A 22,491-nucleotide genomic window follows, 5' to 3' on the forward strand; every position below is an offset into this window, starting at 1 on the left:
CCCTCCGGCGACCCGCGCCCGCTGGCGTGGGTCACCGCGCGGCCAGCTCCGCCACGATCCTGGGACCCAGCTCAGTGACGTCGCCCGCTCCCATGGTCAGGACGATGTCACCGGGCCTGGCCCGCTCCGCCACCAGGGCGGGCACGCTGTCGCGGCGGGGGGCGTAGGCCACCCGCTCGGCGGGCAGCGGCACCTTCCCCGCCACCAGCGCCCCCGACACGCCCGGCTCGGGGTCCTCGCGGGCCCCGTAGACGTCCAGGACGATGGCCTCGTCGGCCAGCCCGAGCGCGGTACCGAAATCGTCGGCGAAGAACCTCGTCCGCGAGTACAGGTGCGGCTGGAAGACCGCGATGACCCTGCCGTCGCCGGAGAAGGACGCCACCACGTCCCGCGCCGCGCGCAGGTCGGCGGCGAGCTCGGTCGGGTGGTGGGCGTAGCTGTCGAAGACCGCCACCCCGCCCGCCTCGCCCTTGGCCTCGAAGCGGCGCTTGGCGCCGGTGAAGGCCGCCAGGCCGTCGCGGATCTCGTCGAAGGAGACGCCCAGCTCCCCGGCCACCGCGATCGCGGAGGCGGCGTTGAGCGCGTTGTGGCGGCCCGGCACCGCGAGCCTGACCTCCCCGTGCCCCACGATCGTGAAGGTGATGCCCAGCCCTTCGGGGACGATCCCGTCCACCCGCAGGTCGGCGTCCTCGCTCTCGCCGTAGGTGATCACCTTCAGGCCGCGGGCGCGGGCGATCGGGATGAGCGCGGCGGAGCCGGGGTCGTCGGCGCACACGACCATGGTGGCGGTGACGCGCTCGACGAACCGGGCGAAGCTGTCGTAGACCGCGCGCGGGTCTCCGTAGTTGTCCAGGTGGTCGGGCTCGACGTTGGTCACCACGGCGATGTCGGGGGCGAGCATCAGGAAGGAGCCGTCGCTCTCGTCTGCCTCGGCGACGAACGTACCGCCCGAGCCCTCGTCGGCGCCCAGGCCCGTCGTCACCAGCTGCCCGCCCACGCAGTACGAGGGGTCGGCGCCGCACTTCTGCAGCGCCACGGTGAGCATCGAGGTCGTGGTGGTCTTGCCGTGGGTGCCTGCCAGCGCGACACCGGTCTTGCCCGCCATCACGGAGGCGAGCGCCGCGGCCCTGGGGATGACCCGCAGGCCCTGGCGGAGCGCCTCGCCCAGCTCGGGGTTGGAGTCGCGGATCGCGGTGGAGACCACGACGGTGTCGACGTTCTTGATGTGGGAGGCGGCGTGGCCGATGTGGACCCTCGCTCCCAGATCGCGCAGCTCCGTCACCATGTCCGAGCCCCGCGCGTCACTGCCGGAGACCGGCACTCCCCGCTTGAGCAGGATGCGCGCGATCCCGGACATCCCGGAACCGCCGATCCCGATGAAGTGGACCCGTCCCAGATCGCCGGCCGCGACCGGATCCACCAGCTTGACCAGGCTCATCGGCCGCTCACCCCTCCTCGTTCGCCGCGCGGGCGCGTCCGCGCCGCCTCCGGCCGTCGTCCGTCTCCCGCGGTCTCGCGCCCGCCGCCCCGGCTCCCCTGCGCGCCCATTCAGCCCCTCCCCTGCGCCGCGATCCGCAGCACCTTGCGTGCCAGCGTCACGTCGGCGTCCTTCCTGCCCATCCTGGCGGCCGCCTCGGACATGGTGACCACGCGCTCGGGGTCGGACAGGATGGGCAGCACGCTCTGGATGATCCACTCCGCCGACAGCTCGGCGTCGTCGATCATCACACCGCCGCCGCCCCGCACGATCGGAGTGGCGTTGAGCCGCTGCTCGCCGTTGCCGTGCGGCAGCGGGATGTACGCGGCCGGCAGACCCACGGCCGTCAGTTCGGCGCAGGTCATCGCGCCGCTGCGGCACAGGGCGAAGTCGGCCGCCGCGTAGGCGAGGTCCATCCGGTCGACGTACTGCAGCACGACGTACTGGGGGTCGCCCGGCGGTGGCTCCTCCTCCAGCGTGTTCTTCGGGCCGATGACGTGCAGCACCTGCACCCCGGCCCTGCGCAGCGCGGGGCCGGCCGCCAGGGCCGCCCGGTTGAGCGAGCGTGCCCCCTGGGAACCTCCGGTGACCAGCAGCGTGGGCAGGTCGGCCTCCAGGCCGAACCAGGACCGGGCCTTGTCGCCCATGGACAGCCGGTCCAGGTTGACGATCTCGCGGCGGAGCGGGATCCCGATGTGTTCGGCGCGGCCCAGGGGGGTGTCCGGATGACCGGTGAACACGTGCTCGGTGAGGCGCGCGCCCAGCCGGTTGGCCAGGCCGGGGCGCGGGTTGGCCTCGTGGACCACGATCGGCACGCTGCGCCGCCGCGCCGCCAGGTAGGCGGGGGTGGCCACGTAACCGCCGAAGCCGACCAGGACGTCGGCCTGGACGCGGTCCATGATGCCGGCGGCCGCGTTGACGGCGCCCGCCAGGCGGCCCGGCACGCTCAGGAGCTGGGGCGTCAGGGACCGGGGCAGCGGCACCGCGGGCACCAGTTGCAGCTCGTATCCCCGGGCGGGCACCAGCCTGGTCTCCAGGCCGCGCTCGGTGCCGAGGCAGGTGATCCCGATGTTCGGGTCGAGTTGGCGCAACGCGTCGGCCAGAGCGAGCGCCGGTTCGATATGACCGGCCGTCCCGCCGCCGGCGAGGACCACCCTCATGTCGGTCCTTTCGCTTATCGTCTTCCGCGGCCCGGCCGTCGTTTCCTGGCCGGACCACCCAGGCCAAGCCAGCTTAGGCCCCGCGCCACCGGTCCGGGGCCATGGGCCGCCAGCGCCTCGCGGGCGCCCGGTTCCTGCTTGGCGAACGACAGGAGCATGCCGAGCGCGGCGAGGGTGGGCAGCAGGGCCGATCCGCCGTAGGAGACCAGCGGCAACGGGATGCCGGTGATGGGGAGCACTCCGATGACCGCGCCGATGTTGACGAGCGCCTGACCCACGATCCAGGCGACCGCGGCGGCGGAGGCGAGCCTGACGAACGGGTCCTTGACCCGGGTGGCGACCCGCAGCCCCGCGTAGCCCAGCAGCCCGAACAGGGCCACCGCGACGAGCGTGCCCATCAGGCCGAGCTCCTCGCCGAGGATGGAGAAGATGAAGTCGCTCTCGGCGTGCGGGATCCAGCTCCACTTCTGCCTGCTGGACCCCAGCCCCAGCCCGAACCAGCCGCCGCTGCCGATGGCGATCTGTCCCTGTACGGCCTGGAAGCCCGCCCCCTGGGCGTTGCCCCACGGGTCGAGCCACCCCGCGATCCGCGCCGAGCGGTATCCCTCGGTGCTGATCATGACGATGGTCGCGAGCGCCGTCACCCCGAGGATCCCGCCGAACAGCTTCAGCGGCGCCCCCACCACCCACAGCAGCGACAGGAAGATGAGCATCAGCACCAGCGTGGTGCCGAGGTCGCTGCCCAGCATGACCAGGACGGCCAGGATGGCGGTGCCCGGCATCAGCGGGATGAACAGGCTGCGCCACTCGATCATGCCGTTGCGTGCCTTGCGGGCCAGCAGGTCGGCCCCCCAGAGCATCAGCCCGAGCTTGGCGGGCTCGGACGGCTGCAGGTAGACGGGGCCGAGGTCGATCCAGCGCTGGGCGCCGAGCTGGGAGGTACCGACGAACAGCACCAGCACCAGCCCGAGGACAGAGAGCGCCATCAGCGGGTATCCGGCGAGCCTGAAGAACCTCGGCGGCAGCTGCGCGCAGATCCACATCAGCGGGAGGCCGAGCGCGGCCGAGATCGACTGCTTGAAGAACCAGTAGAAGGGATCGCCCGTCTCCTGCAGCGCCTCGATGCTGGAGGCCGAGAGCACCATCATCAGGCCGAGGACGAGCAGCAGGCCACTGCACCCCAGGATCAGGTAGTACGAGGTCAGCGGCCGGTTGAGCAGCTCACGGAAGGCGGTCAGGTGCTCGCGGAACCCCTCGGGGCGCGCGGGGGCGCCCTGGCGGGCGGGCGCGCCCTCCTGGGTGGTCGCGCTCACGCCGCTCCCCCGTCGTGCCCCTCGGCGAGACGGTGCACGGCCCGGGCGAACGCCTCCCCTCGAGCGGGGTAACCGGCGAACATGTCCAGAGACGCGCCGGCCGGGGCCAGCAGCACGGTGTCTCCGGGGGCGGCGAGCCTCGCGGCTTCGGTGACGACACGGTCCATGACCCCAGTGTCTTGCCCCGCCACCTCCACCACCGGAACATTCCCGGCGTGTCGCGCCAGAGCCTCGCGAATTCGCTCGCGGTCGGCGCCCAGGAGCACCGCGCCGCGCAGCCTGGGCGCGGCACGGCGTACCAGCTCGCCGACGTCGGCGCCCTTCAGCTGTCCTCCGGCGACCCAGACGATCGACGGGTAGGCGGCCAGCGAGGCGGCGGCGGCGTGCGGGTTGGTGGCCTTGGAGTCGTCCACGTAGTCGACCTCGGCGACCCTGGCCACGTGCGCGATCCTGTGGGGGTCGGGAACGAAGGCGAGCAGCCCCTCGCGGACGGCGGCGGTGGGCACCCCGTAGGCCCTGGCGAGGGCCGCGGCGGCGAGCGCGTTCGCCACGTTGTGCGGCGCGAACGGGCGGATGTCGGCGAACGAGGCGAGCTCCTCGGCGCTGCTCGCCGGGTCGGCCACGAACGCCCGGTCCACCAGCAGGTCCTCGACCACGCCGAGCTGGCCGGGCCGGGGCGTGGTGAGGGTGAAGCCCACGCTCCGCGCCGTGGCGCCGTGCCCGGCCGCGCTCTCGTACGGCGCGGCGAGACGGGCCGCCCACTCGTCGTCGGCGTTGTACACGACCGTCCCGGCCCTGGCGAAGATCTCCCCCTTGACGCGGGCGTACTCCTCCATGGAACCGTGCCAGTCGAGGTGGTCGGGCGCCACGTTGAGCACCGCGGCCGCGTACGGGGCGATGCTGGGCGAGCGGTGCAGCTGGAAGCTGGACAGCTCCACCGCCAGCACGTCGCCGGGACCGGCGACGGCCTCCACCACCGGGGTGCCGACGTTGCCGACGGCGAGCGCCCGGTGGCCCGCGGCGAGAAGCATCGAGGTGAGCATGCGCACCGCGGTGGTCTTGCCGTTGGTGCCGGTCAGCGCCAGCCAGGGGGCGGCGCCCTCGCCTCGGAGCCGCCAGGCCAGCTCGACCTCGCCGATCACCTCGATCCCGGCCGCCGCGGCGGCGGCGAGCAGCGGGTGGTGCGGCGGCCAGCCGGTGGTGACGATGAGGGAGGTGCCCTCGGGCGGCTCGACGGGCTCGCCGAAGCGCACCTCGACGCCGAGCGCGGTCAGCTCCCCCGCGACCGCCCTGGCCCGCTCGCCGTCCCTGCCCTCCAGGACGACCACCTTCTCGCCGCGCCCGGCCATCGCGCGGGCCACGGCGGTGCCCGAGACCCCCAGCCCCGCGACGCAGATCACGCGCCCTCCCCTGCCACGCTCGTCCGTACGCTCACAGCCTGGGCATCCATTCCACGTAGAAGATCCCCAGCCCGGCGGCGGAGCACAGGGCGGCGATCAGCCAGAAGCGGACCACGATGGTCGTCTCGGCCCAGCCCTTCAACTCGAAGTGGTGCTGGAGCGGCGCCATCCTGAAGACCCGTTTTCCGGTCATCTTGAAGAAGCCGACCTGGATGATCACCGACATGGTGATGAGCACGCACATCCCGGCGAGGATGATCAGCAGCAGCTGGGTCCTGGTGGTGATGGCCAGACCGGCGATCACACCGCCCAGGGCGAGCGAGCCGGTGTCACCCATGAAGATCTTCGCGGGCGGGGCGTTCCACCACAGGAACCCGACCAGCGCGCCGAGCACCGCGGCGGCGACCACCGCCAGATCCAGCGGGTCGCGGACCCAGTAGCAGTTGGGTCCGAGCTGGCTGGTGCAGCTGTTGCGCAGCTGCCAGTTGCCGATCAGCACGTACGAGGCGAGCACCACGCCGGTGGCGCCGCTGGCGAGGCCGTCGAGACCGTCGGTGAGGTTCACCGCGTTGGAGAAGCCGACGATCATGATCAGCACCCAGATGGTGAAGCCGATGAGGCCGATGGAGGGGCCGAAGTCCCTCAGGAACGACAGGCGCGTCTCGGCCGGGGTGATCTGGTAGGAGTTGGGGAAACGGGTCACCAGGACCGCGAAGACCGCGCCCACGATGAGCTGGCCCAGCGCCTTGGCGCCGCTCCGCAGACCGAGGCTGCGCTGCTTGTAGATCTTGATGAAGTCGTCGAGGAAGCCGACCGCGCCCAGTCCCGTCATCAGGAACAGCACGAGGACGGCGGAGACCGTGGGGGGCGTGAAGCTGTACAGGTGGGCGCAGGCGAAGCCGACCAGCGCGGCGATCACGATCACGGTGCCGCCCATGGTGGGGGTTCCGCGCTTGTCGTGGTGGCCGGAGGGTCCCTCCTCCCGGATGCTCTGCCCGTAGCCGCGCCGGGAGAACAGGCGGATCGCCAGCGGCGTGCCCAGCATGGACAGCAGCAGGCTGACCGCCGCCGCGACGAGGATCTCCCTCATCGGCGGTCACCCCCGAGCAGCGCCGCGGCCACGCGTTCGAGGCCCGCGGCGCGCGGTCCCTTGATCAGTACGACGTCGCCGGGGGCGAGCAGTGCCGCCAGCTCCGCGCCCGCCTGGGCCGCGTCGGCGGCGTGCGAGATCCGGGTGGCGACAGCGGCGGCATCAGGCTCGGCGGTCTCGCCGAACGCGGAGAGCGGGGAGAGCGAGTTGTCGCCCGGTGGTCCCCCCGCCCCGTGCGGCGTCGCTCCCGCGTGCGCGACGACGCGGACGCCGCTCTCCCGCGCGGCCCGTACGGCGGCCTCCGCCCCTGCCAGGACCGGATCCGCGTCGGGGCCGACGACGAACAGGCCCGCCAGGCCCGCGCCCCCTGCCAGGCGTCCCAGCCCTTCGTTGAGCGTGGCGCTCTCGTCACCGAGTTCGCGCAGGGCGGCGATGACCGCGAAGCGACGGCGGCCGCCCGCGAGCACGTCCAGGGTGCCGAAGGCGGCCCGCATGGAGTCGGGGTTGGCGTTGTAGGCGTCGTTGATCACGGTCACGCCGTCCGCGCGGTCGGTGACCTCCATCCGCCAGCGGCTGCGAGGCTCGGCCTCGGACAGCTCCTCGGCGATGGTGGCGACCGGCAGGCCCAGCTCGTAGGCGGCCGCCGCGGCGGCGAGCGCGTTCTCCACCGCGTGCTCGCCGTACAGGCGCAGGCCGACCGGGGCGGCACCCGAGGGGGTGCGCAGCGTGAAGGAGGCGCGGCCGCGCTCGTCGACGGTCACGTTCTCGGCCCGCACGGTCGCGTCCTCGCCCCGGCCGTACCAGGTGACGCGGGCACCGGTGCGCCCGGCCATCGAGGCCACCAGCGGGTCGTCGGCGTTGAGCACGGCCACGCCGTCGGCGGGCAGCGCCTCGACCAGCTCGCCCTTCGCCCTCGCGATCTCCTCCTTGCCGCCGAAGACGCCCAGGTGGGCGGTGCCGACGTTGAGGACCACGCCGATCCTCGGCGGGGCGACGCGGGCCAGGTGGGCGATGTGCCCAGCGTTCCTCGCGCCGAGTTCCAGCACCAGGTAGCGGGTGTCCTCGCAGGACTTCAGCACGGTCAGCGGGTGGCCGATCTCGTTGTTGAACGAGCCGGCCGTGGCGACCGTCGGGCCGATCCTCGCGGTGAGCCTGGCGAGCAGGTCCTTGGTGGTGGTCTTGCCCGCCGAGCCGGTGATGCCGATGACCGTGGTCGCCGGCAGTGCCGCGCAGACGGCGGTGGCCAGGCCCGTCATGGCGGCCACGGTGTCACCGACGATGACGGCGGGGGCGTCGACCGGCCGGGAGGCCAGCACGGCGACCGCCCCGGCCGCGACGGCCTGGGCTGCGAAGTCGTGCCCGTCGACCCGTTCGCCCTTGATCGCGACGAACAGCGACCCCGGTTCGACGGCGCGGGAGTCGGTGACGACCGGGCCGCGCACCACCGCGCGTGGGTCGGCCATGCCCGCGAGGGCCCCCGAGGTGATCTCGGCGATCCTGGCCAGCGGCAACGGGATCATGATGCGTCTTCCCTACTCTCCATACGTGCTTCGGCGCCCGGTGCGGTTCCTGCGCCTGACGATCGCGTCGGCCACGACCTGCCTGTCGTCGAAAGGAAGCACCTGGTCGCCGACGTACTGGCCCTGCTCGTGGCCCTTGCCGGCCACGACGACGACGTCACCGAGACCCGCCCGGCCGATGGCCAGGTCGATGGCCGCGGCGCGGTCCGGCTCAATGATCACATGCGCGCGCCCGTCCTGGGGCACGCCGAGAACTCCGTCCATCATCTCCGCGAGGATCCGCAGGGGATCCTCAGAGCGGGGGTTGTCGCTGGTGAGAATAGCCACATCTGCCAGCCTTGCGGCGGCTTCTCCCATCATTGGGCGTTTACTACGGTCACGGTCACCTCCGCAGCCGAGCACGATGATGAGTTCGCCCTCGGTGACCTCGCGCAGCGAGCGCAGGACCGACTCGACCGCGCCGGGCTTGTGCGAGTAGTCGACGATGGCCTGGAAGTCCTCGCCGCCGGGAACCCGCTCCATCCTGCCGGGAACTCCCGTCAGCGTACCGACGCCCGCCACCGCGGCCCGCAGCGGCACACCCGCCTCCACCAGCGCGACGATCGCGCCCAGGGCGTTGGACACGTTGAAGGGCCCCGGCAGGGCGACCGAGGCGGCCTCCTCGACGCCTCCCGGCCCCACGACCGTGAAGGTGCTGCCCTCGGGGCCCAGCCGCACGCCGGTGGCCCGCCAGTCGGCCTCCAGGGCGCCCTCGGCGGAGAAGGTGGTCATCGGGATCTTCGCGATGCCCACGAGCTCACGTCCGTGCGGATCGTCGAGGTTGACGACCCCCACGCGGCTCATCTCGGGGGTGAACAGTCTGGCCTTCGTCGCGAAGTAGTCGTCGAGGTCACGGTGGAAGTCGAGGTGGTCCTGGGACAGGTTGGTGAACAGCGCCACGTCGTAGAACACCCCGTCGACCCGGCCGAGCGCCAGCGCGTGGCTGGAGACCTCCATCGCCGCGGCGGTGACGCCCCGCTCGCGCATCAGGGCGAACAGGCCCTGCAGGTCGCTCGCCTCGGGCGTGGTGAGCTTCGGCGCGAAGCGCAGCTCACCGGCGTGGATCTCCACCCCCCCGATGAGCCCGGGACTGTGCCCGGCGGCCCGCAGCCCGGCCTCCAGCATGAAGGTGACCGTGGACTTGCCGCTGGTGCCGGTGACTCCGACGACCATGACGTCCGCCACGGGATTGCCGTACACCCAGGCGGAGACCTGCCCGAGCAGGGCGCGCGGGTCGGGCACGACGAGGACCGGGAGGCCGGTCGCGACCGCGGCCTCCCTCCCCGCCTCGTCGGTCAGGATCGCGCTGGCACCCGCGGCGAGGGCCTGGGCGGAGAAGTCGGCCCCGTGGACCGAGGCCCCCGGCAGCGCGACGTAGAGATCTCCCCGGCACACCCGGCGCGAGTCGATGGTGATCCCGGACACCGCGGCAAGCGGGGCTCGCGACGTGCCCGAGGGCGCGCCGATGAGGCTCGCCAGCCCCGAGAGCGGACGGGGTGAACTGGTTGAGGGTCGCATTGACGACGGGGGACGCACGGCGAGAGCGTACCTTCACTCGTCACTCTCCGGCGCGTATCCGCACCGGAGACGGCTTGGTTCCGGTCGGCGGGATCTTCCCGCTCTTCAACGCGAACGTCATCACCTTCTTGAAGACCGGCGCGGCGATCTCCCCACCGTAGTGGCCCTCCTTGGGGTCCTGAAGGACCGCCAGGACGACGAGGCGGGGCTTGTCCGCGGGAGCGAAACCAACGAAAGTCGCGGTATAACCGCAATAACCCTGACATCTGGTGTCGTAGCGCATCGCGGTTCCTGTCTTGCCCGCCACCCGGTAGCCGTCGATCGCGGCGAGGTTGCCGGTGCCCTCCTCGCTCACGGCGGCCTCCAGCATGGTCGCGATCTCCCGCGCCGTACGCTCGCCGACCACCCGGGTCTGCTTGCCCGGCGGCGACGGCGTGAACGCGCCGTTCTCCCCGGTGGTGCCGGCCACGATCCGCGGGGTGACACGCACCCCGCCGTTGGCGATGGTCTGGTACACGCTCGCCGTCTGGAGCGCCGTCACCGAGACCCCCTGGCCGTACGCGATCGTGCAGCGCTGGCTACCCGACCAGCTCTTCCAGTCGGGCAGGAGCCCGGCCTCCTCCCCCGGCAACTCCGAGCCCGGCTTCGCGCCGAACCCGAAGCGCTGGAGCATCGAGTGGAGCTTCTCGTCGCCGATCTTCTGGGTGGCGAGGATCGTGCCCACGTTGCTGGAGGTCGCCACGATGCCCGAGAAGGTCAGGCGCTCGGTGGGGTGCGGGTGGGAGTCCTTCAGCACCTGGTCGGCGCACCTGATCTGGTCGGCGACCGTGAACAGGGTCTCCGGCCGCACGGCTCCCGACTCCAGGGCCGCCGCCGCGGTGATGACCTTGTTGGTGCTGCCCGGCTCGAACACGTCCGTGACCGACCGGTTGACCCGGTCGGCGCCGGGAGAGTTCATCCAGTTCTTCAGGTCGAGCTCGGGCGCGTTGGCCATGGCGATCACCCTGCCGGTCCGCGTGTCCATCACGATGGCGCTGCCGGTGCGCGCCCCGGTCGCCTTGACCTGCTCGGCGATCGCCTTCTGTGCGGCCCACTGGACGTCGCGGTCGATGGTCAGACGCACGTCCCTGCCCTCGACGGGCGCCCGGACGGTGCTGCGGGTCATCGGGATGCGCTGCCCCCTGGCACCCGTCTCGATGATCTGCTCTCCGTCGCGGCCCGCGAGCAGCTTGTCGTAGGTGCTCTCCAGCCCGGCCAGGCCGGTGCCGTCCGTGCCGACGAAGCCCAGCAGGGTGCCCGCCAGGTCGCCGCCGGGGTAGTCGCGCCGGTAGCGGTGCTTGCTACCGACGCCCTTGAGGTCGTACGCCATGATCCGCTGGGCGAGCGGCGGGTCGACGGCCGCGGCGAGCTGCTGGTAGTGACTGGTGCTCTGGGCCAGCTTGGCGGCGATCGACTCCTTGGGCGTGCCCAGCTCCTTGGCCAGGATCGTGGCCACCCGGTCGCGCTGGCTCTCGGAGACCTGGGAGGGGTCCACGAAGATCTCGCGGGCCTCCAGGGTGAGCGCGAGCTCGTGACCGTTCACGTCGGTGATCGACCCTCGCCTCGCGGGCAGCTTCTCGCCCTGGACGCGCTGCTTGGCCGCCTCCGCGGTGTAGACCTTCGAGTCGAGGCCCTGGAGCTGGATGAGCCGCCCCGCGAAGATGGACAGCACGAAGGTCATCGCCATCAGGCCGATACCGATGCGCCTGCGGGGGTTGCCCAGGCGCAGCACCGCCGACGGGCGCGCCGGAGGCCGCGGCGGCCTGCCACCGCCGCCGCGTGTGGTCGTGCGGGTGTGCTCGTGATCCCCTGGCCGCTCGCCCCCGCGCCTCGGCGCGGACCGCACCCAGCCCAGCGGGTCCGGCGGTCCTTCCGCCCGTGAGGACCGCACCGGTCCACGCGGAGCCTCGGCTCCCGGAGACCTGCGCGGCGCCTCGGGCCCCGAGGACCTACGCGGGACCTCGGCCCCCGGCGGCCTGCCGGGGCGGGGGGTGGAGGTCCTGCCCGGCGCCTCGGGGCGGCCGGATCTGCCGGAAGCCCTCGGGGCTCCCGAGGCGCCGGGGACGCCGGGGACGCCGGGGACGCCGGGGACACTGCGGATGCCGGGGGCGCCCTTGCCGTCCGGCCGTCCTTGCCGACCAGAGCCGTCGGGAGCGGGCGGCCGTGCGCCGGAACCGGTCCTGCCGGTGGGAGTGGGCCTGCCCGGGGCTCCCGGCCTGCCGGAGGCGCCGGCGGCCGACGGCCTCGACGGGGAGCCCGGTCTACCACCCTTGGCCGATCTACCGGACTTGCCGGAGCCTTCCGGTGCCGGTGACCCGCCGGACGATCCTGCCCTGCCGGAACCACCGGAGGAACCCCCACGACCGGAACCTCCGGAGGAACCCCCGCGACCCGAACCACCGGAGGAACCCGTACGGCCGGAACCGGCAGGGGAGCCCGCACGGCCGGAACCCCCGGAGGAACTCCCGCGACCCGAACCGCCTGCCCCCTGCTTACCCGAGGCCGGAGGTCTGCGCGGGGGGGCCGGCTCGCGAGGGCCGTCGGGAACGCCGGGAGCGCCGGAAGGCCCGGCGTCACCGGAACCGGGCCTGCGCGGCTTACCGGAAGCGTCCGGGGAACCGCCCGGTCTGGCCGCGCGGCCGGGACCGCCGGGAGAACGGCGGCCCGCCCCTCCTGCCGGTCCTCCCCCGAAGCCCCCGCGGCCCTGTCCGGGACCGGGCCCCCCGGTCTCCCTCACCGGCCCGTGCCCGGCACTCGCTCCTGCCCCGCGGGTTTGGCGGCGTCGTCGGCGCCCCCGACGGCGGGCTTGTCGGGGTCGATGACGCGCGCGGTGTCCCAGTCGGGACCCAGCCCTTGGAGTTCGTTGTTCCTCGCCACCGCTTCCGGCATCTCCTGCCGCATGATCGCGCTCTGCTTGCTCTCCTTCGCGATGCGCAGGTCACTGATCTCCTTGCGCAGCCCGTTGGCCCTGAAGGAGTCCTGGGCGAGCACGGCGTTCAGCAGCAGCAGGCTGATCAGCCCGCCGCAGAGCAGGCCGACCACGAGCAGCAGGAAAGGAGTCCTCGGCGGCCTGGCGCGGCGGGCCGCGGGGGACCCTGGAGCCCCTGGAGCCACGGCCTTGACCTGCGCGGCCGGAGCGGTGGCGGGCGCAGGCCTGGCCGGCTTGGTCCCGTATCCCTGCGGCACCGCGCGGGGGACACGCACGGGGCGTGCGCCGCGGCTGGGCGCGGCGCGTCGGACGTCTGTCTCACTCCTCGTCAACTGCCTCACGGATCCTCTCTGCCGCCCGACACCGGGCGGAGGCCGCCCGCGGGTTGCGGGCCACCTCCTCTTCGCTCGGAAGCTCGGCTCCCCTTGTCAGGAGCGCGAACCGCGGCTGGTGAGCCGGCAGCGGGACGGGGAGGCCGACAGGGCCGGTGTCCCTGGTCCGCGCGGTGATGACCTGCTTCGTCAGCCGGTCCTCAAGGGAGTGGTACGCGAGCACGACGACGCGCCCGCCCAGCGTCAATGCGTCGAGCGCGGCCGGGAGCGCGCGTTCCAGTGCTGTCAACTCCGCGTTCACCTCGATCCGCAACGCCTGGAAAGTCCTTTTGGCGGGGTTGCCCCCGGTCCTGCGGGTAGCGGCCGGGATCGCCGTCCTGACGATCTCCGCAAGCCGCTTGGTAGACGTTATGGCCTCTCTGGCCCTTTCCTTGATGATTAAGTGCGCGACACGCGGGGCGAATCGTTCTTCTCCGTAATCCCGCAGGATCCGGATCAGCTCGGCGGCCGGGTAGGTGTTGACCACGACCTCTGCCGTCAGCTCCTCGTCGCGGTCCATTCGCATGTCCAGCGGCGCGTCGTAGGAGTAGGCGAAACCGCGCTCGGCCTCGTCCAGCTGCGGGGAGGAGACGCCCAGGTCGAACAGCGCGGCGTCGACGCGGGGACGGCCCACCTCGGCCAGCACCTCGGGAAGCTCGTCGGAGACCGCGCGGACCAGCGTGATCCGCTCGGCGTACGGGGCGAGCCTGGCGGTGGAGCGCTCGATGGCGGTGGGGTCGCGGTCGATCCCGATCAGGTGGAGCGAGGGATGCGCGGCCAGCAGGGCCTCGGCGTGACCGCCGAGCCCGAGGTTGGCGTCGACGAGCACGGGGGCGGGGCGGGCGAGCGCCGGAGCGAGCAACTCCAGCACCCGGTCGAGCATGACGGGGACGTGACCCCCGGCCGTCTGGAGATCATGGTTGTGGTTCTCGGCGCGCATGAAGCGCAACCCCCCTCTTTCCCGCCTCGTCCCGTGGACGCGCGGCGGACGCTCACCGGTGTCTTGAAAACAGGCCCCCACCCCCGGGGCCGTCCGGCCAGGTCCCCATCCGCACCCGCGTGTCCACCCGTCACCTGACACCGGGGAAGGTGCATCAGCTGACGGACAGGTGGTTGCGGGTGGAGACCTCGCCGAACGACGTTTTACCGATGAGTCGACCGTGGAATCACAGAATCCCTGGCAGCACCTCCTCCGACAGATCGGCGAAAGCCTGCTCTTGGTCGGCCAGATAGGCGCTCCAGGCGTCCGCGTCCCAGATCTCCAACCGGGTGTTGGCTCCGATGACCACGCAGTCGCGGCGCAGGCTGGCGTATTCGCGCAGAGGTTGCGGAACGGTGATCCGGCCCTGCTTGTCGGCGACCTCGTCGGATGCACTGGCGAAGAGGACGCGGCTGTAGTCGCGGACCGCCTTGGCGGTCACCGGCGCGGTGCGCAGAGCCTCGGTTATGCGCTGAAACTCCTCTACGGGAAAGACGTAGAGGCAGCGCTCCTGGCCTTTGGTGATCACCAGACCCTCCGCCAGCTCCTCGCGGTACTTCGCCGGCAGGAACAGCCGTCCCTTGTCATCAAGACGTGGGTGGTGGGTGCCGAGGAACACCGGCCTCACCTCCCGTGCCCAGCGGAGCGCCAGGCGTCGCAGCCCTGCCCTCCACTGCGCACCACCATACTCCACTTCTCTCCACCGTCAACTGATTCCACGCCTCTTCACGACGGGTTTCGCCGACATTTCCCCAGTTCAAATGGGGTGGTGCGGAGTGGAGGGGGTAAGCGGCCCCTCGTACGCCACGGGCGTGTCGAGTAAGGCCGCCAAATAGACTAAGGATCATGAAATAAGTCGGATCGCGGCAAAGAATGATGGAAGGCGGGGGTCCTCGCACCGTTCCGGAATCGGCGCACCCGGACACGTGATCGCGACGACCACATCGCCTGCTATGACCGTTTACCCGGAATCAGCCCTGATGACCACATAAAGTCGCCGTGGGAACGTATGGCGCCGTAGTGTCGGCAGGCAGAATGAGTTACGGGATCGCAAAGATTCCGCAACGGTAACCCCTCGGCGCACAACCGCCGCACCCTCATGGAGGCCTGGTGGCAGTAACACATGACGTCTCACCACAGCTCGATGATCTTGTGGTCACCGCTCACCGGATTCGCGAGTCGATCGAATCGGTGATCGAGGGCAAGAGCGACGTCGTCCGCCTGACCTTGACCGTACTACTCGCCGAGGGACACCTCCTTATCGAGGACGTGCCCGGAGTCGGCAAGACCATGCTCGCCAAGGCGCTGGCGCGGTCCATCGACTGCCCGGTGCGCCGTGTGCAGTTCACCCCCGACCTGCTACCGAGCGACATCACCGGGGTGAGCGCCTACAACCAGCAGACCAGGGAGTTCGAGTTCAAGCCTGGCCCGGTCTTCGCCAACATCGTGGTCGGTGACGAGATCAACCGGGCCTCGCCGAAGACCCAGTCGGCGCTGCTGGAGTGCATGGAGGAGCACCAGGTCACCGTCGACGGCGCGACCTACCGCCTGGACTCCCCCTTCATGGTGATCGCGACACAGAACCCGATCGAGATGGAGGGCACCTATCCCCTTCCCGAGGCACAGCGTGACCGGTTCACCGCCCGGATCGCGATGGGCTACCCCGCGCCCTCCGCGGAGCTGGAAATGCTCGACGTGCACGGCGCGGCCTCCCCGCTGGACAAGCTGGAGCCGGTAGCCACCACCGAGGAGGTGAAGGCCCTGATCGAGGCGGTGCGCGGGGTCTACGTCTCCCAGCCGATCAAGAAATACGCGATCGACCTGGTGACCGCCACCCGTCAGTCCCCCGACCTGAGGCTGGGCGCCTCCCCCCGCTCGACCTTGCAGCTGGTCAGGGCAGCGCGGGCGCACGCCGCACTCGCGGGCCGCGACTACGTCATCCCCGACGACCTTCAGGATTTGTGCGCCCCCGTGCTCGCGCACCGGCTGCTGCCCAGCATCGAGGCCCAGGGGCAGCGCCGCCCACCCGAGCAGGTGATCGCCGACCTGGTCCGCCGGGTGCCCGTGCCCGAGGCCCAGGCCCGGTGACCTCTGGCCTCAAGGCGCTCACCGCCCGCGGCCGGTCCTTCCTCGCGTCCGGCGTCGCGGCGCTGTTGTGCGCTTTCATCCTCGGCGAGCACGACCTGCTCAGGATCGGCGTGCTGATCGTCTCGCTGCCGCTGCTCGCGGCCCTGGTGGTCGCCCGCACCCGTTACCGGCTGAGCTGCGCCCGGCGCCTGGACCCGCCCAGGACCGAGGTGGGCAGCGAGGCCACCGTGACGCTGCGGCTGGAGAACATCACCCGGCTGCCGACCGGTCTGCTGATGATCGAGGACACCGTTCCCTACGCCCTCGGCGCCCGGCCCAGGTTCGTGCTGGACCGGGTGGAGGCGCAGGGCATCCGGGAGATCGACTACCGGGTCCGCTCCGACCTTCGCGGGCGCTTCACCATCGGGCCGCTCTCCATCCGGATCAGCGACCCCTTCGGCCTGGTCGAGCTGACCAGGTCGTTCACCATCACCGACACGCTCATGGTGACGCCTCAGGTGGTGGCGTTGCCCCATGTACGCCTGTCCGGTGAGTGGACGGGCGGGGGCGACAGCCGTACGAGAAGCGTCGCGGCCGCGGGAGACGACGACGTCGCGCCACGCGAGTACCGTCAGGGCGACGACCTGCGTCGCGTCCACTGGCGCTCGACCGCCAGGCACGGCGAGCTGATGGTGCGGCGCGAGGAGCAGCAGTGGCAGAGCAGGGGCGCGCTGCTGCTGGACACCCGGCGCTACGCCCACCGGGGCGAGGGCCCGCGCTCGTCGTTCGAGGCGGCGGTCTCGGCCGCGGCCTCCATCGGCGTACACCTCGCCCACGAGGGTCTCGGCCTGCGCCTGGTCACCGACCAGGGAGCCGAGCAGCTCACCGACAGCGGGCTGAGCCTGTCGCTGCTGGACACCCTGGCCGTCGTGCGGACCAGCACGGCACGGTCACTGGAGTACGGCGTCGGCGCGCTGCGGCAGGGGGGCGGCGACGGCCTGATCGTCGCCGTGCTCGGCAAGATGGACCTCGACCAGGCCCAGGAGCTGGCCAGGGTCAGGCACGGCAACATGACCGGCGTGGCCGTGCTGCTGGACGTCGAGGGCTGGGAGAATCCCGAACTGGGCGAGGACGAGGAGTTCCGGGCGGTGCGCTCGGTGCTCACAGGAACGGGCTGGCGCGTGGTAGGGCTGCCCGCCGGTACCTCCGTCGCGAGCGTCTGGCAGGACGTCGCGCAACGCGGACGATTCGCGGCCGGCAGGAGTGGCTCATGAGACTTTCCATCGCGTCGGGCACGGCCACGGGAGCGGTCGCGCTCGGGCTCTACCCGCTCTTCCAGGGCGGTGCCTGGTTCTGGTCGAGCCTGGGCGCCATCCTGGTCGTGACCGGGGTCGGCATGCTGGCCGGCCACCACACGCTGCCCGGCTGGCTGGCGCCGCCCGTGCAGGTGTTCGCGGTGTTCCTCTATCTCACGGCGGTGTTCGCCGGGGACGAGGCGTGGGCGAGGGTGTTTCCCACCTGGGACTCGCTCGCCAGGCTGGACGAGTTGCTGACGACGGGCTTCGCCGACATTCAGCGGTTCGCCGCTCCCGTGCCCGACAGCACCGGCATCGTCCTGCTCACCTGCGGCGGTGTCGGCCTGATCGCCGTCCTGGTGGACCTGCTCGCCGCGCGGCTGCGCAGGGCGGCGCTCACCGGGCTGCCGCTGCTGGCGCTGTTCACGGTCCCGGCCGCGGTGATCGTCGAGCCGATCAGCTGGCCGGCGTTCATCATCGGTGCTCTGGGCTACCTGGGGATCCTCGTCGCCGACGGACGGGAACGGGTCGGCCAATGGGGCCGCGCGGTGCTGGTGCGCCGCACGTCGGCCTTCACCGCCACCCGGCCGAGCCCCGCCGACACCGGGCCGCTGCGGCTCTCCGGCAAGCGCATCGGCTTCACCGCGATCGCGCTCGCCGTCCTGCTGCCCGCGCTGCTGCCCACTCTTGAGCCCGACCCGCTGTTCGCGTTCGGTGTGGGCAACGGCAGAGGCGGCGGCGGCAACTCGATCAGCATCCCGAACCCCATGGTCAACCTGCGCGGCCAGCTGTCGCTGCCGGAGAACTCCACCGTCCTGACCTACCAGGCCAGCGACAGCACGCCGCGCTACCTGAGGATGTACTCGCTCGACGTCTTCGACGGCGAGCAGTGGACGATGTCGGAGCCCAGGGGCCGCCCCGAGGACCGGACCTCGGAGGCGCCGATGCCACCGCCTCCCGGTCAGGACGCGAACGTGCCCGTCACGCCCGCGACCGTCACCGTCACGGTGAGCCCGCAGGTCAGGAGACTGAGCTTCCTCCCCCTGCCCTACCCGGTGTCCAAGGTCACGGTGGCGGGCGACTGGCGTCCCGACCGCGACACGCTCATGGTCTTCTCCACGCGGAACACCGCGGGGGGCCTCACCTACCAGGCCCTCACCGCCGAGCCCGAGGCCACGGCGGACAGGCTCAAGGCGGCATCCCCGCCCGCCACGGCGATCAGGGATCGATACCTGACGCTGCCGGAAAACCTGCCCGAGGAGATCAGGCAGCTCGCCCTCAGGGAGACCAAGCAGGATGCCGGCCCGTACGAGCAGGCGATCCAGCTGCAGGAGTTCTTCACCAAGACCGGCGGGTTCACCTACAGTCTGGCCACCCAGGGGCACGACGGCCCGGCGTTGACGGACTTCCTCATCCGCAACAGGACCGGCTACTGCGAGCAGTTCGCCGCGTCCATGGCGGTGCTGGCACGCGTCCTGGGCATCCCCTCCAGGGTCGCCATCGGTTACACCGGGGGCAGCGTCACCTCCGAGGGGTGGCAGGTGCGCACCCACGACTCGCACGCCTGGCCCGAGCTGTACTTCGAGGGCGTCGGGTGGCTCCGCTTCGAGCCCACCCCGGCGGGCGGAGCGGGTCAGGGCAGCGCGACGGTGCCGTCCTACACCCGCCCCGAGGTGGCGCCGGCCACCCCCGACGAGCCGAGCGCGGCACCGTCGTCGGCCCCCGACGACTCCGACTCGCCCACCGGCGCGGCGAACGACCGCCGCCGCGAGCAACTCGACCGGGACTCCGGTGGCGCGCTGATCCCGGTGGACGAGGGAATGCCGCCGGCCGCGAAGATCGGCATCGGGGTCGCGATCGCGCTTCTGGTCGCGCTGATCCCCGCGCTGATCCGCTGGCAGCTGCGGGCCCGCCGAGACAGGTCCTACTCACGGCCGACGAGGGGTCCCGCGGGCGAGGGTTCGGCCGTCCCCGATCCCACCGCCGCCGCGCCCGCCGCGGTCAGGGAGATCCGCTGGGAGCCGGCGGTGACGGCCGCGTGGGCCGAACTCGACGACGCCCTGTGCGACTACGGGATGTCGCGGCAGGCGAGCGAGAGTCCGCGCGCGCTGGCCAGGCGGCTGGCCGAGCAGTACGTGTTCGAGCCGGAGGCCGCCGCCGCGCTGGCGAGGATCGCCGCGGCGGTGGAGCGGATGCTCTACGCCAGAACGCCGGGCGAGATCGGTACCCTGCGCGAGGACATGCGCAGCGTGCGGCGAGCGCTGGCGGCCACCGTGACCCGTGGCAGGCGGATCAGGGCGGTGCTGCTACCGCCCTCCACGCTCCTGCGGGCGCGGGCGATGGGCGGGCGGGTGCTGGACGGTTTCGACCGGCTGGAGAACATCCGGCTGCGCCGACCGGCCAGGAAGGGCGCCTGAGCTCTCCGGTGGCCGGGGTGCGACGTCGCACCCCGGCCACCGGAGAGCCGGACGGCGAGGCCGAAGTCACGCGGGGAGGGCAGGCAGAGCCTGCTCACCCAGGTCTGCGGCCACCGGAGAGCCTGACGGCGAGACCGGAGCCGCCGGGGCACGCGAGGGGGGAACTCGGCGGATGACACGGGCCGCTCCCAAGTCGGGAGTGGCCCTCGTCGTCGTGAAGGGATCGTCGGGGAGATCCACCGCGGGCGGTGACGCTCCCCGCCGGGCTAGCGCTCGTCGTTACGACGGCGCCAGCGCTCCTCCATGCGTTCCATGAAGCTCTGGCGGGAACCGCCGGGACGGCGCCCCCCCTTGCCTCGCGGCTGATCGGGCGACGTGGCCGCGTTGGCCTCACCGAACCCGTTCATCCGCTTCCAGCTGGACAGACCCCACAGACACGCGGCGAGCATGACCACGAAACCGCCGACGCCGAGCGGGATGTTGATGATCACAACGCCGACCATCAGCAGGACGACACCCAGGATGAAGCCGATGGAGGCTTTCACCAGGCGGCGCCTGTAATGGCTACGGGGATCACTGATCCTGACGGTATTGGCCCACTTCGGGTCCTCGGCGTAGAGGGCCTGCTCGATCTGGTCGAGCAAGCGCTGCTCGTGCTCAGAGAGCGGCACGGCGCCTCCCAAGGACAGCCCCAGGACGGGGAAGACGGTGACGGACGACACGGGGTGTCCGAACCTCGCGGTCGGTTATCCCCAGAATACGAGGCTGTAGACGTAGACGAAAGAAAACGTCCAACGTAGTCCAAACCGGAGGCCGCATCATGGGTCTATTCCATCAAACGGCGGGCGAACAAGGGAGGCCGGGAGGACGGCATCGCGACCGAATCTGCGGGCCGCCCTGTCCATCGCCCGTTCGGCCTCCCGCCAGCCCGTCTCGCGCTCTCCGAGCCCGAGTTGCCGGGTCGCCCCGGCGGCCGGACCGAGGTTCTCCACCCGCACGCCGACCAGCCTCAGCCGGGTGTTCTCCAGGCCGGAGGCGGCGTAGAGGGCACAGGCGACCTCGTACAGGATCTTGGCGACGTCGGTGGGCTCGCGCAGGCTCCTGGACCGGGAAAGGGTGGTGAAGTCGGCGCGGCGGAGCTTGACGCTGACCGTGCGGCCGACACTGCCCCCCTCCCTGAGCCTGGCGGCGACCCGCTCGGAGAGCCGGAGCAGCTCCCTGCGGATCTCCACGGGATCGGCGATGTCTGTGGCGAAGGTCTCTTCCGCGCCGATGCTCTTGTCGGGGACGTACGGGGTCACCGGGCGTTCGTCGCGACCCCAGGCGAGCGCCGCCAGGTGCGCGCCGGCCGCCTGGCCCAGATCCCGCTGGAGCGTCTCCACAGGGGCCCTGGCGAGGTCGCCGACGGTCTTGATGCCGAGGCGGGCCAGTGACCGCTCCGTGCGCTCTCCGACGCCCCACAGCGCCGCCACGGGCAGCGGGTGCAGGAAGTCGACCACCTTGTCGGCGGGCACCACGAACAGGCCGTCGGGCTTGCAGTGCCGTGAGGCGAGCTTCGCCACGAACTTGCTGCCGGCGACCCCGACGGAACAGGTGACGCCCTGCTCTCGCACGACCTGCTCACGGATCATCCTGGCGATCGCCGCCGGTGGGCCGAGACGCTTGCGGGCCCCGCCGACGTCGAGGAACGCCTCGTCGGAGGCGATCGGCTCGACCTCGGGGGTGTAGGTGTGGAAGATCTCCATGACGCGCCGGGAGACCTCCGCGTATTTGCCCCGGCTCGGCGGGATGATCACCGCTTGGGGGCAGAGCCGTCGGGCCCGGGTCATGGGCATGGCCGAGTGCACCCCGAATCTCCGGGCCTCGTAGGTGGCGCTGAGCACCACCCCGCGCGCCCCGGGCGCGCCGATGATGACGGGAGAACCCCGAAGCTCGGGACGGTCGCGCAGCTCGACGCCCGCGTAGAAGGCGTCCATGTCGACGTGGAGGATCGGGCAGCCGCTGTCGTCCGTGCCCAGATCGGAACCCGGACGCGGCATCTGCTGCTTTCTCGACACGCCGCCATCCTACGGGAACACGCGTTCGATGTGGTGTTCACCGGTGGCCAAGCATGTGCAGTTGGGTCGCGATGTCGCGGAGCACCGGGTGCACCGCCGCCGCCTGCTCCAGGGCGACCAGGGCGCGGGCGGCTCCGGGCTCGCCGTCGAGCAGCCTGCTGGGCACCAGGTCGGCGAAGACCCGCACACCGTGCACCTCGCCGGGCGTGAAACCCGCCGCGGCGAGAAGCCGCTCCAGAGCCTCTCGGGTGAAACGCCTGGGCGTGGGGTCGCGGTCGCCCCAGCGGCCCTGGGGGTCGTCCAGGACCTGGAGTGCCTCGTCGAACCTGCCGGCGATGGAGCGGTGGAGCGCGGCGGCGAGCGGGTTGGCGGCGAGCACGCTGATCACGCCGCTCTCGCGCAGCAGGCCGGCCATCGCCCTCACCGCGCCGTTCGGGTCCTCCACGTACTCCAGCACGCTGTGGCAGAGCACCAGGTCGGCCCCGCCGCCCGGGAGCAACTCCCCCAGGTCCGCGGCGTCACCCTGCAGGGCGCGCACCTCCACCCCCGCCTCCGCCGCGCGGCGCTCCAGCGCGGCGAGCGAGTCGGGGCTGGGATCGACGACCGTCACGGCGTGCCCCAGGTCGGCCAGGGGAACGGCGAAACCGCCCGTTCCGCCCCCGGCGTCGACGATGTCGAGCCGCTCACGGCCTGTCGCGGCCACCCGCTCGGCCAGCACGGCACTCAGGACGTCCCACACGACCGCTGTGCGGACCGCGGGGGTGCCCGCCTGCCGTGAGATGCCTACGGCGTGCAACTTCAGATCGCCTCCTCGTTCGGT

Annotated in this window: 17 protein-coding genes; 3 read left to right on the forward strand and 14 right to left on the reverse strand. The window is 71.9% G+C overall.

What is annotated here, in order from left to right; all coding sequences use genetic code 11:
• Nucleotides 1-31 precede the first annotated feature (31 nt).
• The 11 genes from murC to mraZ all read right to left on the reverse strand — a co-directional run bounded on the left by murC (nucleotide 32) and on the right by mraZ (nucleotide 14,454).
• Nucleotides 32-1,438, reverse strand: coding sequence for a UDP-N-acetylmuramate--L-alanine ligase (murC, locus tag ABZ664_RS11995; RefSeq protein ID WP_362506975.1), 1,407 nt, complete (start codon nucleotides 1,436-1,438; stop codon nucleotides 32-34).
• Between the two features lie 110 nt (nucleotides 1,439-1,548).
• Nucleotides 1,549-2,637 (reverse strand): undecaprenyldiphospho-muramoylpentapeptide beta-N-acetylglucosaminyltransferase, encoded by a 1,089-nt coding sequence (gene murG, locus ABZ664_RS12000; protein WP_362506978.1) that lies wholly within the window; start codon nucleotides 2,635-2,637, stop codon nucleotides 1,549-1,551.
• 14 nt (nucleotides 2,638-2,651) lie between these two features.
• On the reverse strand, nucleotides 2,652-3,950 hold the full coding sequence (gene ftsW, locus ABZ664_RS12005) for a putative lipid II flippase FtsW (RefSeq protein ID WP_362506981.1): 1,299 nt from the start codon (nucleotides 3,948-3,950) through the stop codon (nucleotides 2,652-2,654).
• Nucleotides 3,947-5,350 carry a UDP-N-acetylmuramoyl-L-alanine--D-glutamate ligase gene (gene murD, locus ABZ664_RS12010; RefSeq protein WP_362506984.1) on the reverse strand — a complete coding sequence of 468 codons (1,404 nt, stop codon included), beginning with the start codon at nucleotides 5,348-5,350 and terminating at the stop codon, nucleotides 3,947-3,949. Before murD ends, ftsW begins: the two co-directional genes overlap by 4 nt.
• Before the next feature lie 31 nt (nucleotides 5,351-5,381).
• Nucleotides 5,382-6,440, reverse strand: a complete 1,059-nt coding sequence (gene mraY, locus ABZ664_RS12015; protein WP_350948098.1) for a phospho-N-acetylmuramoyl-pentapeptide-transferase — start codon at nucleotides 6,438-6,440, stop codon at nucleotides 5,382-5,384.
• Nucleotides 6,437-7,960 carry a UDP-N-acetylmuramoyl-tripeptide--D-alanyl-D-alanine ligase gene (gene murF, locus ABZ664_RS12020; protein WP_362506989.1) on the reverse strand — a complete coding sequence of 508 codons (1,524 nt, stop codon included), beginning with the start codon at nucleotides 7,958-7,960 and terminating at the stop codon, nucleotides 6,437-6,439. The genes mraY and murF overlap by 4 nt, the downstream gene beginning before the upstream one ends.
• A gap of 12 nt (nucleotides 7,961-7,972) precedes the next feature.
• A complete protein-coding gene (locus ABZ664_RS12025) occupies nucleotides 7,973-9,517 on the reverse strand; it encodes a UDP-N-acetylmuramoyl-L-alanyl-D-glutamate--2,6-diaminopimelate ligase (RefSeq protein WP_362506992.1) in 1,545 nt (514 codons plus the stop codon).
• Between the two features lie 40 nt (nucleotides 9,518-9,557).
• On the reverse strand, nucleotides 9,558-11,447 hold the full coding sequence (locus tag ABZ664_RS12030) for a penicillin-binding protein 2 (protein WP_362506995.1): 1,890 nt from the start codon (nucleotides 11,445-11,447) through the stop codon (nucleotides 9,558-9,560).
• 842 nt (nucleotides 11,448-12,289) lie between these two features.
• A complete protein-coding gene (locus ABZ664_RS12035) occupies nucleotides 12,290-12,760 on the reverse strand; it encodes a hypothetical protein (protein WP_362506998.1) in 471 nt (156 codons plus the stop codon).
• Nucleotides 12,761-12,803: 43 nt separating this feature from the next.
• Complete coding sequence (rsmH, locus tag ABZ664_RS12040; protein ID WP_362507000.1) at nucleotides 12,804-13,796, reverse strand: 16S rRNA (cytosine(1402)-N(4))-methyltransferase RsmH; 993 nt, start codon at nucleotides 13,794-13,796, stop codon at nucleotides 12,804-12,806.
• A 226-nt stretch (nucleotides 13,797-14,022) separates the two neighbouring features.
• Nucleotides 14,023-14,454 (reverse strand): division/cell wall cluster transcriptional repressor MraZ, encoded by a 432-nt coding sequence (gene mraZ, locus ABZ664_RS12045; protein ID WP_362507296.1) that lies wholly within the window; start codon nucleotides 14,452-14,454, stop codon nucleotides 14,023-14,025.
• Nucleotides 14,455-14,945: 491 nt separating this feature from the next.
• Between mraZ and ABZ664_RS12050 the strand changes: the two genes are divergently transcribed.
• From ABZ664_RS12050 to ABZ664_RS12060, 3 genes are read left to right on the forward strand one after another with little or no spacing between them, the layout of a single operon-like run.
• The gene (locus ABZ664_RS12050) at nucleotides 14,946-15,923 is read left to right on the forward strand and encodes a MoxR family ATPase (protein WP_362507003.1); all 978 of its coding nucleotides are present in this window, start codon (nucleotides 14,946-14,948) and stop codon (nucleotides 15,921-15,923) included.
• The gene (locus ABZ664_RS12055; RefSeq protein WP_362507006.1) at nucleotides 15,920-17,176 is read left to right on the forward strand and encodes a DUF58 domain-containing protein; all 1,257 of its coding nucleotides are present in this window, start codon (nucleotides 15,920-15,922) and stop codon (nucleotides 17,174-17,176) included. Before ABZ664_RS12050 ends, ABZ664_RS12055 begins: the two co-directional genes overlap by 4 nt.
• The gene (locus ABZ664_RS12060) at nucleotides 17,173-19,614 is read left to right on the forward strand and encodes a DUF3488 and transglutaminase-like domain-containing protein (RefSeq protein WP_362507009.1); all 2,442 of its coding nucleotides are present in this window, start codon (nucleotides 17,173-17,175) and stop codon (nucleotides 19,612-19,614) included. Before ABZ664_RS12055 ends, ABZ664_RS12060 begins: the two co-directional genes overlap by 4 nt.
• A gap of 266 nt (nucleotides 19,615-19,880) precedes the next feature.
• Here ABZ664_RS12060 and ABZ664_RS12065 read toward each other — a convergent pair whose 3' ends face one another.
• The 3 genes from ABZ664_RS12065 to ABZ664_RS12075 form a co-directional block, all read right to left on the reverse strand.
• A complete protein-coding gene (locus ABZ664_RS12065) occupies nucleotides 19,881-20,285 on the reverse strand; it encodes a DUF3040 domain-containing protein (RefSeq protein ID WP_350948148.1) in 405 nt (134 codons plus the stop codon).
• 147 nt (nucleotides 20,286-20,432) lie between these two features.
• Nucleotides 20,433-21,653, reverse strand: a complete 1,221-nt coding sequence (gene dinB, locus ABZ664_RS12070; protein WP_362507300.1) for a DNA polymerase IV — start codon at nucleotides 21,651-21,653, stop codon at nucleotides 20,433-20,435.
• Between the two features lie 55 nt (nucleotides 21,654-21,708).
• Nucleotides 21,709-22,467, reverse strand: coding sequence for a methyltransferase domain-containing protein (locus tag ABZ664_RS12075; protein WP_362507012.1), 759 nt, complete (start codon nucleotides 22,465-22,467; stop codon nucleotides 21,709-21,711).
• Nucleotides 22,468-22,491: the final 24 nt, after the last annotated feature.

Source organism: Streptosporangium sp. NPDC006930 (genome assembly GCF_040635605.1).
Taxonomy (GTDB): Bacteria; Actinomycetota; Actinomycetes; order Streptosporangiales; family Streptosporangiaceae; genus Streptosporangium.

Coding starts and splice junctions, on each gene's coding strand:
- murC (WP_362506975.1), bottom strand. CDS start 1,438: ATGAGCCTGGTCAAGCTGGTGGATCCGGTCGCGGCCGGCGATCTGGGA.
- murG (WP_362506978.1), bottom strand. CDS start 2,637: ATGAGGGTGGTCCTCGCCGGCGGCGGGACGGCCGGTCATATCGAACCG.
- ABZ664_RS12060 (WP_362507009.1), top strand. CDS start 17,173: ATGAGACTTTCCATCGCGTCGGGCACGGCCACGGGAGCGGTCGCGCTC.
- dinB (WP_362507300.1), bottom strand. CDS start 21,653: ATGCCGCGTCCGGGTTCCGATCTGGGCACGGACGACAGCGGCTGCCCG.
- murF (WP_362506989.1), bottom strand. CDS start 7,960: ATGATCCCGTTGCCGCTGGCCAGGATCGCCGAGATCACCTCGGGGGCC.
- rsmH (WP_362507000.1), bottom strand. CDS start 13,796: ATGCGCGCCGAGAACCACAACCATGATCTCCAGACGGCCGGGGGTCAC.
- ABZ664_RS12025 (WP_362506992.1), bottom strand. CDS start 9,517: ATGCGACCCTCAACCAGTTCACCCCGTCCGCTCTCGGGGCTGGCGAGC.
- mraY (WP_350948098.1), bottom strand. CDS start 6,440: ATGAGGGAGATCCTCGTCGCGGCGGCGGTCAGCCTGCTGCTGTCCATG.